The following is a 15,703-nucleotide window of genomic DNA, read 5'->3' as shown; positions in this document are numbered from 1 at the left end:
GCGCAATTTTTTTGAGCTAACGAGATCAAGATGGGCAGAGCATATCAAAACAAGAAAGAATCCATGGCGAAAACAGCCGGTCAAAAAACCCGCATTTATTCACGCTACGGTAAAGAGATTTACGTTGTCGCTAAACAAGGCGGCGTTGAGCCAGATGGAAACTTATCACTGCGTCGCTTGATTGAACGCGCTAAGAAAGACCAAGTGCCTGCGCATGTTATTGAACGCGCAATTGAAAAAGCCAAAGGCGGCGGTGGTGAAGATTACGATACCGCCCGTTACGAAGGTTTTGGTCCTGGCAACTGCATGGTCATTGTTGACTGCTTAACCGATAACGTAAAACGTACCTTCACCGAAGTGCGTCAAGCCTTCGTGAAAAACGATGCCAAACTCGGCGGCCCAGGCACTGTTGGCCACATGTTTGATCATCAAGCCGTGTTCGTGTTTGCCGGTGATGACGAAGATGCGATTTTAGAACTGCTGATGATGGCTGACGTTGATGTGAGCGATGTTGAGCTGGAAGATGGCTTAATCACAGTTTATGCGCCGCACACTGAATACTTTAAAGTTAAAACTGCACTGACCGAAGCAATGCCAGACGTTAACTTCGAATTCGATAACATTACCTTCGTACCGCAGGACATGACTAAGGTTGAAGGTGAAGATGTGGCCATGTTTGAAAAGTTTATCGCCGCTTTAGAAGATTGTGATGACGTACAAAACGTCTATCACAATGCGGAAATTGAAGACTAAACACTGCTTTCGCCTGAAATAAAACGCAGCCCTTGGCTGCGTTTTTTGGTTATAGGTCAATATATTAAGCGTTAATGAAACAACCGTGAAACCCTAATGGCAATACCCTGTTCATCTGAGCCGAAGCGATGGGACCCGCACTGATGTCACTGGCACGAAACAAAGACAAGCCAGACTGTGCATTGTGGTAATCAAGCCAAGTCATCAACAAATAGGCTTCATGCTGCTCAGTGGCGGGGATATAGAGCGGCTCTTCGGCAATCTTGCCTTTGCCAAGATAAAACGCGCTATAGCTCGCGTCGCCAAGTGCATCCGTACCGTGCTGACTGCTGTCTTTTGCATTATGAATACAATACAGAGTGTTACTTAGCCCTGATTCAGATTCGGCTTCATAGTTAAAGTTAGAACCAGAACTAGCAGCAGAATCTGATCTTGCTCCAACGCCAAATAACGGGACAAACTCCGAAGCCCCACCCGTTTTCTCTGCAAGCTTTTCGGCATTGCTCGTTTGCTGTGCAGACTCTTTGTTACTCATAGTGTGCTGCGCAAACTGGGGAAACTCCATCATCACGCCGCTGCGGTTAATACGTGCAGAGGGAGATAACGTCCCCGCAAACTGCGTTTTGCTAGCTGCTGTAAGTGGTGCCGTCAGCGGTACTGTGATCGTCACTAACTCGGCATGGGGTGTTTTTGTTTTTCGGGCGCCCGTCAGTAACCCTTTCATCCCTTGAGTTAAAATCGCCGAATTGGGATAGAGGCAAAGTTGTACTGAAAGTTCGTCATTCTTCTCAATGGCTTGGCCAAAGTGAAACACAAATCCAGCAGGCAGCGGGTGTAACTGGCGCGCTTTAAAGTCGGCTTTGTCGATAACCAGCAATTGCGATGGCAATTCGGGTCGCCATTTAAAAGCATCGATATAGGTTTCGCCCTCTTCATACACGCAGGATGAAATATAAAACACTAGCTTATTCTCACTCTGCGCGAAGGCATGTAAATAACTCGCCTGCGGTAATTCAATCACTTCCATTCTGGCAATGCTGTCATCGGCTGCCACTTGATACACAAGTAATAGCTTCTCGCCGCCGACATACCAGACGCCAAAATTCCACAATCCACCTTGTCCGTCATCGAGTGGATGAGCGGAAAAGGGTAAGCCCTTAAACTTGTCGCCAAAGCTTTTAACACCGAGCGTGGTTAAGGTCTGCGCATCGAGTCGATAGGGTGAACCCGCTTCCCACAAGGCAAGCAACTCGCCGTGGCGCGGTAATAAACTGGTGTTAGCCACATTCAAGTCATCGTTATTGCGAATGGGTAAAGCATTGGGGATCACTGTGCCTGCGGTGGTGTACTTAAACGCGCCAGCGGCCTCCTCCACTTTAAACTTCTTTGTTTGGATAAACTTAGCCTGATGCTGAACTTGCCCATTGGTCATACTAAACTGCTGCACCATGCCATCGCCATCGAACCAATGCTGATATGCCTTACCTGCCCGAGACATTTTTGCAGGCCCATTTCGGTATAGATTGCCGCTCAATTGCGCTGGCCACTCGCCCGAGACCTGCATAGTGAGTGGCGGATAGTCGCCTTCTGCCCCGTTAAAACCCATGCCCCATGGCTCACGGGCGACCGCTTGTGCATTATCCAGTGCCAGCAATTTATCTACTGAACTTACCCAAACTGCGGTCGTCATTAGGGCGGCTGAGCCTGCTAGAAATTGACGTCTATCCATGGTGCAGCCCTCCCTTAGCGAATATGTATCGTGATTTGCGCATCGGCCTGCAAACTAAAGCTGGCGTCTTTAAAGCTCGCAGGTCCAAAACTGCCGGCGTTATTGCTAAAACCATAGCCTTCACTCGGCACTCCTAACATATTGGTATCTAAGCTGTGGTTGCCGTTTTCATCATGAAAGACCTTGACCGCATATTGACCATCGGCGAGATCGCTAAATACCAGCCTATGCTCTGTCTTAGTGACGGGCTTTATCATAGATGCGCTAGGATTGTGGCCTGCGGCGTAATCCTCGGCATTAGCGTAAAGCTCAACCATTAAGGCGCCGGTTTGTACTTGAATATTATCGATATCCACAGTCAGGGTATGTGCCTGGATCTCAGCTGACATGCTTCCTGCCGATACACTTCCTGCCGACAAGAGCAAGCAAGCTAAGCCTGCGCCCCAAATCGCTGACAACGTCCTTTTGGTCATATTGGCTCGGCGAATCTGAGTTGTTGTCATCGTTAAGTTCACGTGTTTCATGTCTTACTCCTGTTATTTGCGCTGATAAGTAACTGCGATGGAGTTAGCTTAAAAAATCACAGGACTAAAAACAGGTGCCAAAAGTCATGAAACAAGAATTTAACAAGATGACTTTTGGCATAGTGACATCTGACGCTGATACCTTAGAATGGTCGGCAGAATTGGATTAAGGAATCGTCATTCGTGCTAGAAAATCGATTAGCAAAAGAAGAGAGCATGTTAATTGCCGCAGGAGTGCTCACTTGGGCATTAGTGGCTTGGGTTGGGATAAACCAAGCCGCATTGCATACATGGCAAGGCATGCTCAATGCCACGCTTTATGGGCTGTATTTAGTGCAATTTATACTGATAGCTACCGATAAAGTTGCGCATAACAATATTCTGTTTCGTCGCCTTGCCACACTAGCAATGCCGTTGATCGTGTTGAGCTTATTGCTCACGGCAAACCATGCATTGCTGCCGATCCTCTTCGTTATTTGGGCGTCACTTTTGCCTGAGTTCTTTAATCGCCGCCAAGCCATTTCGCAGTTACTGTTAGCCAACCTTGTTTATTACGCGCTGCTGCAATGGCATTTGCATGAACAAAGCAATGTGTTCAATATTTTGATCTATCTTGGCTTTCAATTCTTTGCCTACAGCAGCAGCCAAGCAAGGCTTTCCGAGCGTAAATCACGTTTGATACAAGAACAGCTAAACCAACAGCTTATCGCCACTCGCGCCCTACTTAGCCAAGCCAGCGAACAGCAAGAAAGATTAAGGATCTCCCGCGATTTACACGATATTCTCGGCCACCAGCTCACAGCACTCTCTCTGCAATTAGAAGTACTGAGCCATAAAGCGCCCGAAGGCCTCAAACCTCAAGTTAACCAAAGTAAATCCTTAGCCAAAGAGCTACTTGAAAGTATTCGCGCCGTCGTCAGGGCTCAAAGAGTGCAAGTGGGATTGGATTTAGTCCCACCTTTAGAGGCGCTGATGACCCGCTTACCCAGCGTCACTCTCACCTGCAAGGCGATGAAACCACTGCAATCAGCCGAACTGACTCAAGCCCTGCTGTTAGTCCTGCAAGAAGGCATCAGCAACGCCGTGCGCCACGGCAAGGCGAATCAACTGCAACTGAGCATGGAAGACTCCCACAGCGCACTGGTATTGCAACTGAGCGACAACGGCGTGGGGCTAACACGGGTAGCCACGCGAAACGCATCAGCTAAAAGCGGTACAGGACTTTATGGCACAGGGTTTAGCGGCATGCAGGAAAGACTACAGCCCTTTAATGGCAAGGTGCAGCTAAGGGCGAATGACTCGGCGCCCGGCTGCCAACTCACCCTCACCCTCCCAGCACTCGCTTAACTTTTTATTGAAAACTCTTTGGAATCGCTATGGATACGCAAAACAACATCATCAGTGTCGGCTTAGTAGAAGATCAACAATTGGTTCGCCAAGGCATCGCTAGCCTGCTCGCCATTTCCGACAACATTCGCGTGGTGTGGCAGGCCGAAGACGGCCAAGATGCACTCAGCCAACTCGCCAATAATCCTGTCGATGTGCTGCTCAGTGATATTCGCATGCCAAATCTTGATGGCATCGCCATGCTCAAACAGATACGTCAAAGTGCCAATCGCTTACCTGTCATCATGTTAACCACCTTCGACGACAGTGAGTTATTCCTCAATAGTTTGCAGGCGGGAGCCAACGGCTTTTTGCTCAAGGACGTGTCACTCGATAAGTTACTGCACGCCATCGAAACCGTCGCCAAAGGCGGCTACTTGATTGAACCTTCGGTACTCAAACAGATGAGTGAGCCTAAACCTGCACCTAGCGTTGGGGTAACTAGAAATGAATTATTGTCGGAACGGGAGCGGGAAATCCTCCGTTTTATGGCGGGCGGCTTCTCCAACAAGGAAATCGCCAATGCGGTATTTCTAGCCGAGGGCACAGTGAAGAATCATGTCTCTAACATACTCACTAAACTCGATTGCCGAGACCGCACCCAAGCTGTACTCAAGGGCTTACAACTGGCATTAATCTAACCCAATAGCATTCAGAGTGACGACAGCAAAGCCCGTGCTCAACGGCCGCAATCAATCTTACCCAAACTGCATGAATTTATCGGAAAGGAACACTTATGCAAAATCTTATCAATGCCATCGTCACGATAGTCAGCCACACGCCAATGTGGGTCTTTGCTTTACTCGCAGGACTGATTTATTTAGGGCTGAGCCAGACAAAGGATCGTCAACTCAGCTTAGGCCGCGTATTACTGATGCCAGCGGTGATGACGATATGGTCTGTGATATCACTCAATTCGAGTCTACAGAGCCCATTAGCGCTTATGATATTGGGAGTCAGTTTACTACTGACGGTGGGTGTAGCTTGGTCTCTGCTGCCCAAAACACCCGTCAGTTACCAAGCGGGTCTGTACCATATCAAAGGCAGTTGGCTGCCGCTGCTGCTGATTTTAGGGATTTTTATCATTAAATATGCCGTGGCTTACACACTCGCGACACAGGCAAATATCTTAGAAAATCACCTTTTCATCGCCATCACTAGCGCTACCTATGGCCTGCTCAGTGGCATCTTTATCCTAAGGGCTGTTCGCATACTCACTGGCGCGCATCATGCTCAAATTAACGGCTATTCGGCGCACTAGTGCGCTAACACTTACTCAAATTGCAGCCAACAAAAAGGGCCAGTTAAGGCCCTTTTTGTACTCATCTAAGGCGATGAGTAATGGCTAAAACCTAACGAAGCTCCATCTCTTGGATAATTTCATGGGCAATGGCTGGCGTTGTGCAGCTCGGAGTTTCATGTAAATCTGCTTTTAGTTGACCTTTACGGTGCTTAAGTGCAGCATCTAATTTTTTCGATGCGGCCTTGATAGCTGGGTACATAACCTCATCGGTACCCGAAGCGGAAATGCGGCTGCCTTCATAATTGGTACGAAGTTCAACCTGATACTCGCCATGCTCTTTCGCAATAATGATGTCCAGCGCGATCAGAGAGGGGAAATGGGTGGCGATTTTTGCAAACTTTTCGTTAACATGTTCTCTAATAGAATCAGTAACATCGACGTGGTGACCAGAAATATTTATTTTCATAGGTTGTCCCTTTTAATGTCATTACTTTTATTTTCGCTTCACTAATAGAGCTTGGGGCATGCAGGATAAAACACAAGGGGAATTGGCAAATATTTCGATCAACTCAGGTATTAGCATCTCCTAAATGTGACCGCCATCAAGAAGTTGAAAATAAAATCGCCATAAAAATGCGATTAAGTGATTGATTTATAAACAGGCATTAATAATAAATCAATCACAAATCCAATACGACATAAGGTAAATACGCTTAATATTTACGTTGCACGCTCTGCTGCCAAAACTGCTGGGACAAATGATGCGTTTTGGTCGATAAACGCGACACTTGATCGCCCCGCGCGGCCGCATCGAGCGTCTGCTCTAAACTCTGTTGAGCCAAATCGCTGATCACATGGATGGCACGGCTAATTTCAGCGGCCACAGAAGTCTGCTGGGTCATCGCCGCGGCATTATCATCACTTAAGGAGTTAATCCTTGTTATGGATGAAAGCAGCTCGCCAAAAGCGACACTGGCTTCCTGCGCTAAGCCTACCGAACGTTTAACCTGCTCTTGTCCCGCCACCATAGTCGAAGTCGCCCTTTGGGTACTTTCCCTAAAGCGGCTAACGATTAACTCGATTTGCGAGGTGGATTGGCTAGTACGACTCGATAACTGTCTGACCTCATCGGCCACCACGGCAAAACCGCGACCACTATCCCCTGCCCGCGCCGCTTCTATAGCCGCATTTAAAGCTAACAAGTTGGTTTGGTCAGCGATGGCACGTATCACTTCAAGCACTTGATGAATTGCACGGCTATCTTCTTCAATCGTTTGAACCACATCGGAAAAGTGGCTCACTTGCACACTCAACTGATGTATCGCCTCTATCACTGTTTCTAAACGTGAATGCCCGCGTTGTGCCGCCTCATGGCTCGACACCATTTCAGAAGCAGTACGATGAATGTTGCCCGTCACTTCGGCAAAACTGGCGCTCATCTGCTCCATCGCCGTCGCGGCCTGCGTCGTTTGCTCGCTCTGACTATCGGCATGTTCCCAAGTGTTGGTAATGGTTTGTTTAAGGCTGACACTCTGAGATTGGATTTCACTGGCCGAATCCGCCATACGGCCAACAACGCCACCGATTTCGGTGATCAAAAAGCGCAAGGCAAGATCCAATTTTCCAATCTCATCTTGGCGGCCGGTATACACGCCCGTCGCCACAGGATCGTCAATAATGTTTGTTGCCATAGACACGAGCTTTTGCAGCGGCTGCATCAGGTAATACCATGCTAGGCACGCTACCGTCATCCCCGCAATCGCAGCAACAATGGGAGAATAACTGGCAATCATTGCCGTAGTCATAATCGACATCAGCATGGCAAGCAGTATCTTGCCACTGAAACCTAACCTGTCTTTGCGCAATACCTTAGGTTGCTTACCCTGATTAATATCGCTGTAAATACTCTCGGCGGCTTTGATCTGCTCTGGAGTGGCTTGGCGGCGAACAGATTGATATTCGTGAATTTTACCGTCTTCATACACAGGGGCGACATAGGCATTTACCCAGTAATAACCGCCATTTTTAGTGCGATTTTTAACGATACCCATCCAAGGTTTACCCTGCTTAATTCGCTCCCAAAGGATCTTAAACGCAGCCGCTGGCATATCTTGATGACGCACTATGTTATGGGGATTCCCTTGCAACTCAGCAGCACTAAACTCGCTGATCTGCGAAAAAGTCTGATTCACATATTTGATGTTTCCCTTCAAATCCGTCGTGGATAGTAAAATCGCATTATCTGACAGGTGTGTTTCACCATTCTTAGAATTTTTATGCATAGGGTTATCAGGCTAGGTCTCGGTAAAAAAGATAACGAGCATTCTGCCAAAACCTCAGTACATCAAAATTGATAAAGCTCACATTGGCAGTATAAAAATTAACCTAACGCTAAACAAGCAGTAACCACTAGATACACCTAAGCAAATAAAAACAAACAATTGTGACAAAGCCAGCAAGTCAGAAAATCCATATCTTGTTTCGCTCACAGTTTTAAGCCTTGCCTCCGTATCGGTTAAATATCTGTACCTCTCCCGCTCAGGGGAATAAAAAAACCACCTTAAGTTCGCACTTAAAGTGGTTTTAAATTCACAGCGAATCCATGGTGAGTTAACCGCGGCTCGCTGCGTTAGCCTAATTAACTTGAGTCACAGTTAAGGTTGGCGATTTAGGATCGGGACCTGTCACAGTAAAGCGATAAGTTGCATCCACTGGCGCATTAAAATGCATATTTGCCCCCTTTGAAGCCAAGACTTTTAACCCATCAAGCGTCACAGCCTCATCCCCCACCACAGCACCAAAATCGACACTAGACCAATCTGATGAAGCAATTTTGAACTCGTTATCACCTGCGATTAACGCGATATCGACACTGTAAACCGAAGCGCCTTGATAGGCTAACGTGTCCACTGTGCCCCAACCATTCATGCCGCCACGAATGTAAACCGTGTTCGCACCAAACATCGCCGTTTTATACACGCTGAGTTTAGGTTCATTACGATTTGACGCATCAAACACAAAGCTGTAGGTATCATCGCTGTCGAAGGTGATGCTCATATTGCCGCCTTTGACCGCCAGCAATTTCTCTTGATTGAGCACGACGACACCATCGGCCTCACCGGTACCATAATCTACGGTAGACCAATCACTGGACGCGAGTTTAAAGCCCTTAGTACCAGCCGTGATGGCGAGATCAACGCGATATATCCCACCGCCCATATACTTGACTTCGTTATCAGTCCCCCAACCATTCATATCACCACGCAGATACACTGGCGTTCCTACAAATGGCTCTTCGTTATAAACGCTTAATACGGGATGGTCCTTATCCGATGCATCAAGGGAGAACACATAGGTTGCCGTTATCCCCGCGGAAAAATGCAGATTCCCGCCCTTCGCTGCTAGCGCTTCGGCCACGCCTTCATCAACTTGCGCGACATCAGCACTTATGGCACCAAAATCAACGGTATTCCAGTCTGCCGAGGCAATTTTGAAATCATAGTCACCGGCATTCAGTTTGATGGCAATACGGTATTCGCCAGCGCCGACGTAGGCGAATTTATCGACTTCACCCCAGCCATTCATGCCGCCACGGACAAATACATCGGTACTGCCATAGGGCACAACATCGGGCGCACCAACGGTAGCGTTTGCCGAGAGACCCAAGCCCTGCGCACCGCTTTGTTTTTTCACAAATACAGCCGTGCTGTAGGCAGGAACCGTAAATGTGCCTTCATTCGCACCCTCACTAAAACTTGCGCCGCGGATTTTGGCATCAACAGAGTTTGCTTGTACTTCGTGTAAGCTAAAGCCTGCTGCAGTCGGCACTGTGTGAGACTGCTCCGTTGCGCTGCCGTTGATCATCACGACGATGGCATCGACTGCCGGGTCGAGATCGCTAAGACCAACGCCGTCGTCCAGACTCATTACGATGACACCCTGTTGCTGACGCTTACCGACGTTATGGAATCCCACACGATCAATAATGGTCTGCTCATCGGTCAGGCGGAATAATGGGCTCTGATGGCGTATACGTAAAAACTCGTTAAATACCCCCGAGGCCAATTCGATATCCGACATGGAAGCCGCCGCATTTGGGTTAGCAGAAATACCCGAAATCTGCGTCCATTTGCTGCTGTTATCCTGCGCGAGTGGTAAACCTACATTCCAGTTATTGGTGTTATAGGTAAAGTCGACATAGTTAAACCAGTCCCCCGAGTCATAGCTGTTTCTGTCCATCGATTTTGAGCGCAGTAAATCACCGCCCATTTGCAGGAACGGCACCCCTTGGCTCAAGAGTGGAATACTGGCGGCCATGTTTTGGACTCGCACACGATTTTCAATACTCAAACCAATGGCATGTTTATATTGCAGGATATCCCACAGGGTTTCGTTATCGTGCTTAGAAACATAGTTAATACTGTCGGCAGGATCGAGAGCGTAAGCACTCGGTTGTGAGTTCCAGCTAAAGCTACTGCCCTTAGCCGAATTGCCATTAAAGTCTTTTAGTACATAGTTTTGTAAGTTACCCGCCAATGATAAGCGTAAGGTATCTTGATCCCGCAGGTAGTCATCCTTTGACTCAGTCGCAAACAATGCGCCACCACGCACCGCCTCGCGTATTCTGTCATTAAAGGTGCCCACTTCGGAGCCTGCCATATTGGCTTGGGTTGCCTGTTCGAATAAACGATTATCGGCAACTTCACCAAAGTTCCATCCTTCACCGTAGAAGTAAGTGTCTGGATCGACGGCCTGAACAGCGGTTCTCGCATCGAGAATACCTTGCTTAGGCATGTGCCCCATCACATCAAAACGGAAGCCGTCATAGCCATATTCTTTGGCAAGCAAGACTAAAGAATCAGTGACGAGTTTGCCCATCATTCGATGTTCAGTGGCGGTATTTTCACAACAGGTTGACTGTTCCATCGCGCCAGATACAGGGTCATATCTGTGGTAATAACCAGGAACGACCTTATCAAGCACAGCGTTAGCATTCACGCCAGAAGCGCTCGTGTGGTTATACACAACATCCAATACGACTCTGAGACCAATATTATGCAAGGCTTGGTTCATTTCGCGCAGTTCAAGCACTCGCTCCGTACCCTCAGCCACTGTGGCATAACTGCCTTCAGGTGCAAAAAAATGCTGCGGATCGTAACCCCAGTTAAAGCCATCTAAACCACGCATAGCATCCACTAATGCCTGCGCATCACTTGAGCCGGGTAAGCTATTTGCCAGAATACTCTCTATAGTTGCTGACTTGTTTTGGGTTTTACAGGCATCGGCCGCATCATTGATTTTGCTGCATAACTTGGCCAATGTGTCGGTCATTTCGATGCGTTCACTGGCATTTTCATTGACTGTTGCCATATCGGTGGCGGGCAACACATGGAAGTGAGTTAAGCCATTATCAACCAGCTTTTTAAGATGTTCGACTGGCGCAGAGCCTTGCTCGGTAAAGGCCAAATATTTACCACGGTGGGCGGCACTGGTGCTCTGATCTCGAATACTAAAGTCTCGAATATGCCCCTCATAGATCACCGCATCTTCTGCGTGAGCAATCGCAGCAACGGTTTGGTTATCCCAGCCGTCAGGTTTAAGGTCTGCATCGTCCAAATTAATAAACTGGCTAAAACGGCCGTTACTCGACACATTCAAAGAATAAGGGTCAGTGCTTTCTAACGACTCAAGTTTTTTAGTCGTTGGATGGTACACACTGAGCGCATAACGATAATAGAGGCGATTAAGGCTAGCATCACCGCGATAGGACCAGATACCAGTGAGGCTATCTAAGGTCATATTCTCAGTGCTTTTAAGTGTTTTATTGGCATCATAGACTTTCAGTTTTACGTCTTGGGCAGTCGGTGCCCACACAGAAGCAATAATGTTCGCCCCATCGTAAACCACACCGAGCGTAGCCTCATCAGCATCTTGGTCACCCTGTGTGTAAAGATCATCAAGCACCTTGGCCGCTTGCACATAGGTTGCGCCAACAGGTTTGTCATCGGCATCGTAAGCGACTAATACTAATTGATCTTTTGCAATGGCTTTGGCTTCATCCGCAGTAAAATTAGCAGTATAAGCAGGCCAATCTGCCAGCACTGGCGATAACGCTTTTTGTGCATCGCTTAAGGTCGCGGGCGTTAAGGTCACTTGAGTGCCACTGATCACATTATTATCATCGGCGGCGATATCAGCCTTAGCTGAATAATGCAATTTCACACTTGTCACCCCCTGTGGATCTTGATTCCACACAAAGGTATTGCGATCTAACCAGTGGGCACTCATACCTGAAATAGAGAAACCTGTCTCTAGAATCGGATACTCATACACATCCGACTCACCGTGAATGGTGAAATTCACGCGAACATACGTCGCATCGTCCTGTACCAGGGACATGGTTAAGTTGTTTTTACCTAAGGCTTTACCCGCATCATCCGTACCGGCATGCACAATAAAGTTGCCGCAGGCACCATAACCTTCCTTCAGATTAAGGATCCAATAGGCGCCATAATTAGGGTCAATACCATCGAAGGGATGGCCGTTGCTCCAGTCGCTGGTATCAAAAGGAGCGGCATAGGCATCACACTTTTCATCGTTCCAAGTATGTAATTTGTACTTAGGATATTCAGCGTTACTCGCAGTATTGTTTTTATCTTTAATGCGATTGTAGTAAAGCACTGCTTGATTGGCTTGCGGGAATACGCTTGGCGCGGGTAACGAGGGATCTAAACCGTTTATACAACTCTCGTTTTTAGGATCAGGGAATTTAGGCGCCTTACAACTGATAGGCGTAGGTGCAACGCAGCTTGTGCCCGTCGCATCGGGCACCATAGGCACATCGCAAGTTAATAGTACTTTACCCGGTTCAGATGAATCACTGCCGCCACAGGCCGAGAGTAAGCTCATACTCAGGGCTAAAGCCGATAGTTTAATAAGATTAGAGATACTCAACATGAGTGGTTTCTCCCAATTTGCGAATAAGGCGCCGTGATACTAAGTGGCGCAGCATGTAATGGATTTAGGCTCTGTGCGTCTAAGCACACTAACTGATGCAATGGATTACAGGGCATAGGTGAACCCCAAGAAAAATTCGCGGCCAAAGTACTGTAGGGTGCCGGTTTTCTGCTCGGTGCCGAAGTAACTCTTAGTCGGTTCATCTGTGAGGTTATTGACTTGGAACAGTACGTTTAAACCGTCCGTTACTTGGTAGGAGGCTTGATAGTCCATCACGGTTTCGGAATCGAAGTTCACCACTTGATCGTTAATCGCCACCTGTTCAGAGACAAAAGCATCACGGTAACGAGCGCTGATACGGGTTTCAAAGCCCTCATAGCCATAAAACAAGGTTGCACTGAACACATTATTCGATAACCCAGGTAAAGATTGAGTAGCACTATCACCGCCTAGGCTGGTAATGGACTGCACCTCACTCTCGGTATAAGAATAACTGGCGTTAAAACCTAAACCGGAAAATAAATCGGGCAAGGAAGCAAACACTTGGGTATAAGCCAACTCTAAACCGCGAATGTATCCACCCTCAGCATTATTCATTGCAGTAGTGTAAGTGCCATTACTTGTTGAGGTTTGCACCCCAGTAACAGGATCGACGATGTAATCCGGCACGTTGAAGCCATTCCCCTTAAAATCGAAATTGGTGATAGCCACAGTATCAATAAAAGAATCAATATTTTTGTAGAATAGCGCCGCGACAAAGGCGCCTTCATCAAAGTATTTCTCGTAGGAAATATCATATTGATCCGCATAGAAAGGTTTTAAATAAGGGTTATTAGTACTGGAACCATTGATGACCCCATCGCTATTAGCCGTTGCGCTCGCATCTCCCGCCAAGCGGTTAATGGGCGGACGCGACATTACTTTAGCGGCAGCTAAACGGATTTGAGAATCTTCAGTGATCTTAAAACTAAGGTTAAGGGACGGTAGATAATCAACATAATCTATCCCTTTGATTTTAGGTGCATAGTAGTTATTTACTATGCCTAAATCATCGACAATGTACTGAGCGCCAAGCTCTGGATGTGCACCGACATTCTCTAAGACAGTTGCGGATTGGTCTGTTTCAACACGGCGTAAACCGAGATTTCCTGTGACTGGAATACCACCAATCTCGGTATCAAAATTAACCATGGCATAAGCCGCAAACACCTTTTCGAACACCTCCCCACTTTGCAATACGGTCCAAGAATAGTTAGTGGTATAGCCCTTAGCATCGAGTACACCATCGGCATTTCCCCAAGTTTGTACTGGTTGTGGGATACCTTCAGGGAACCAAGCCGCTAGCGCAGCGTCGAGATCAATGGCGAGATAAGAGGGGAAATAACTGAACTCACCCTGCCAATCGACGACCGAGGCCATATCAGACGTCAGCTTGAGTGGTGGCTCAGCGCTAGAGAAAGCGCCATCATTGCCATATTCAAATACCGAGCGGCGATTGGAGTAATTGCGATCAGAGTAACGTACACCAAACTCTACTGAGCTGATGTAATCATTCTCAAGGTCATATTTAAAATCAAGGCGATAAGCCTTTACCGCATCTTCATTCTCATAGGGATAGATGCCGTACTTACTCACCATCACCCGATCCAGATCGGTGAAAGCATCGGCTTGATTAAAGCCCACATCGGGCAGATTAAGCCCGTTAAGTTGATAACTAATCGAGACATTATCATCGAAAACTGGGGTGTCAGCATTAGCATCGACAGCAACGTTCGCCCATAACAGGCCATTCCTAAAGTTACTTTTGGCTGAGGAATAGGAAATATCGGCGGCGACATTCAGTCTGTCTGTCACTTGCCAGTCAGCATTAAAACCAAAGCTATTCACTTCATCAAAATCTTGGTTATCGTCGTTTACAGTCTCAACTCGGGTGTAGCTCTTTGAGGTGCGATTAAAGGTTCCGCCAATAACAGAATTGCCATCGAGTACAGGATTGGCAATCGCAGCGCCTGAGCCACCAAACTTAACCCTGAATCCTCGGGCAAACGATTCGCTATCGAAACGCGATAAAAATGCATCGGCCTTGAGCTTAAAATTATCCCTAGGTGCCCACTCAATCGCGCCCATATAACCGTTACGAATTTCAACGCCACCAAGGTGTTGTAGCTCAAAACCCTCGCTGATGTACTCATTCGCAGGGGCATCAATAGAACCGTTGGTATCATTAGCCAGTCCATCAACGTCTTTGCTGTCATTATAAGCCAAACCGATAAATTGGGTCGCAACACTGGGTTGTTTTAGACGGGCATAACCTAACGCCACGCCTAAGGTATCGTCGAAGAACTTACCCTGATAAGACATACTCAATCTGTGGCCATACTCGTCAGCACCATACACTTCACTGGCTCTGTCGTTGTACATACCACGGGCATTAACTAGAAAACTATGGTCTTTATCGGATTGCAGTGGGCTGACTGTTTGCAGTTCAACTGTACCTGCAACACCCCCTTCAATGAGTGAGGCTTTAGGGGATTTATACACAGCGGCGGATGAAATCAGTTCAGACGGGTATTGATCGAACTCGATACTGCGAGTACCACTCGTCGATACCTGTTCACGGCCATTTAAGGTTGAAAAAACAAAACCGCCAGACATACCGCGAATGTTAATTTCCGCCGCTTGTCCACCGGTACGTACCGCTGAAATACCGGGTAAGCGGGTCAGCGCATCCGCCATTGATACATCGGGTAAGGCGCCAAGATCATCTGCCGATAATTGCTCTGAAACTGTGTCGCCGTAACGCTTAGCATCGAGGGAATCAATCAGACTTTTGCTGTAACCTTTAACCTCAATACGTTCGATATTTGCCGCTTCATCGCTGGCTTTTTTGTTGGTTTCGACACTCTTGGTATTCGTGTTGGTATCGTTTTTTATATTGTCGTCTTGAGCTTGTTTGGCCTCCTGTTGAGTTGGCGTAGTCTCTGCTGCAAAGGCTAACTGCGGTGTATACACCACACTAAAGCCTGCTGTCGCGAGAGCCATGGTCAAGACGCTGAGTTTACAATGACGCATTTGGCATTCCCCTATGTCATAACGACTTGTTTTAACCCG

Annotated in this window: 10 protein-coding genes; 4 read left to right on the top strand and 6 right to left on the bottom strand. The window is 47.4% G+C overall.

Annotated features, from left to right (window positions below):
• Nucleotides 1-30 precede the first annotated feature (30 nt).
• Nucleotides 31-753, top strand: coding sequence for a YebC/PmpR family DNA-binding transcriptional regulator (locus tag AC5YB3_RS18085; RefSeq protein WP_006080823.1), 723 nt, complete (start codon nucleotides 31-33; stop codon nucleotides 751-753).
• Between the two features lie 64 nt (nucleotides 754-817).
• On the opposite strand, the gene AC5YB3_RS18080 is transcribed toward AC5YB3_RS18085, so the two are convergent.
• On the bottom strand, nucleotides 818-2,482 hold the full coding sequence (locus tag AC5YB3_RS18080) for a carotenoid oxygenase family protein (RefSeq protein WP_494525870.1): 1,665 nt from the start codon (nucleotides 2,480-2,482) through the stop codon (nucleotides 818-820).
• Nucleotides 2,483-2,496: 14 nt separating this feature from the next.
• A complete protein-coding gene (locus AC5YB3_RS18075) occupies nucleotides 2,497-3,006 on the bottom strand; it encodes a DUF2141 domain-containing protein (RefSeq protein WP_347097631.1) in 510 nt (169 codons plus the stop codon).
• 183 nt (nucleotides 3,007-3,189) lie between these two features.
• On the opposite strand from AC5YB3_RS18075, the gene AC5YB3_RS18070 reads away from it, so the two are divergent.
• From AC5YB3_RS18070 to AC5YB3_RS18060, 3 genes are all read left to right on the top strand, one after another.
• Nucleotides 3,190-4,353, top strand: coding sequence for a sensor histidine kinase (locus tag AC5YB3_RS18070; RefSeq protein WP_494525869.1), 1,164 nt, complete (start codon nucleotides 3,190-3,192; stop codon nucleotides 4,351-4,353).
• A 29-nt stretch (nucleotides 4,354-4,382) separates the two neighbouring features.
• Nucleotides 4,383-5,033: a response regulator transcription factor gene (locus tag AC5YB3_RS18065; RefSeq protein WP_494525868.1), complete on the top strand. Its 651-nt coding sequence runs from the start codon at nucleotides 4,383-4,385 to the stop codon at nucleotides 5,031-5,033.
• 95 nt (nucleotides 5,034-5,128) lie between these two features.
• Nucleotides 5,129-5,653 carry a DUF6622 family protein gene (locus tag AC5YB3_RS18060; RefSeq protein WP_494525867.1) on the top strand — a complete coding sequence of 175 codons (525 nt, stop codon included), beginning with the start codon at nucleotides 5,129-5,131 and terminating at the stop codon, nucleotides 5,651-5,653.
• A gap of 91 nt (nucleotides 5,654-5,744) precedes the next feature.
• On the opposite strand, the gene hpf is transcribed toward AC5YB3_RS18060, so the two are convergent.
• From hpf to AC5YB3_RS18040, 4 genes are all read right to left on the bottom strand, one after another.
• Entirely contained in the window at nucleotides 5,745-6,101 is a 357-nt protein-coding gene (hpf, locus tag AC5YB3_RS18055) for a ribosome hibernation-promoting factor, HPF/YfiA family (protein WP_006085098.1), read from the bottom strand.
• Nucleotides 6,102-6,348: 247 nt separating this feature from the next.
• Nucleotides 6,349-7,917: a methyl-accepting chemotaxis protein gene (locus tag AC5YB3_RS18050; protein WP_347673190.1), complete on the bottom strand. Its 1,569-nt coding sequence runs from the start codon at nucleotides 7,915-7,917 to the stop codon at nucleotides 6,349-6,351.
• A 352-nt stretch (nucleotides 7,918-8,269) separates the two neighbouring features.
• A complete protein-coding gene (locus AC5YB3_RS18045; RefSeq protein WP_494525866.1) occupies nucleotides 8,270-12,592 on the bottom strand; it encodes an alpha-1,6-glucosidase domain-containing protein in 4,323 nt (1,440 codons plus the stop codon).
• 105 nt (nucleotides 12,593-12,697) lie between these two features.
• Nucleotides 12,698-15,664, bottom strand: a complete 2,967-nt coding sequence (locus tag AC5YB3_RS18040) for a TonB-dependent receptor (protein ID WP_494525865.1) — start codon at nucleotides 15,662-15,664, stop codon at nucleotides 12,698-12,700.
• Nucleotides 15,665-15,703: the final 39 nt, after the last annotated feature.

It is taken from the genome of Shewanella sp. 1311, from assembly GCF_059338235.1.
Note: the sequence above shows the minus strand (reverse complement) of the source record. Positions and strands in the feature narration are given on the sequence as shown.

Excerpts from the sequence above, each read along its gene's own strand:
- AC5YB3_RS18085 (WP_006080823.1), top strand. The coding sequence starts at position 31 with ATGGGCAGAGCATATCAAAACAAGAAAGAATCCATGGCGAAAACAGCC.
- AC5YB3_RS18080 (WP_494525870.1), bottom strand. The coding sequence starts at position 2,482 with ATGGATAGACGTCAATTTCTAGCAGGCTCAGCCGCCCTAATGACGACC.
- AC5YB3_RS18075 (WP_347097631.1), bottom strand. The coding sequence starts at position 3,006 with ATGAAACACGTGAACTTAACGATGACAACAACTCAGATTCGCCGAGCC.
- AC5YB3_RS18065 (WP_494525868.1), top strand. The coding sequence starts at position 4,383 with ATGGATACGCAAAACAACATCATCAGTGTCGGCTTAGTAGAAGATCAA.
- AC5YB3_RS18060 (WP_494525867.1), top strand. The coding sequence starts at position 5,129 with ATGCAAAATCTTATCAATGCCATCGTCACGATAGTCAGCCACACGCCA.
- hpf (WP_006085098.1), bottom strand. The coding sequence starts at position 6,101 with ATGAAAATAAATATTTCTGGTCACCACGTCGATGTTACTGATTCTATT.
- AC5YB3_RS18050 (WP_347673190.1), bottom strand. The coding sequence starts at position 7,917 with ATGCATAAAAATTCTAAGAATGGTGAAACACACCTGTCAGATAATGCG.
- AC5YB3_RS18045 (WP_494525866.1), bottom strand. The coding sequence starts at position 12,592 with ATGTTGAGTATCTCTAATCTTATTAAACTATCGGCTTTAGCCCTGAGT.
- AC5YB3_RS18040 (WP_494525865.1), bottom strand. The coding sequence starts at position 15,664 with ATGCGTCATTGTAAACTCAGCGTCTTGACCATGGCTCTCGCGACAGCA.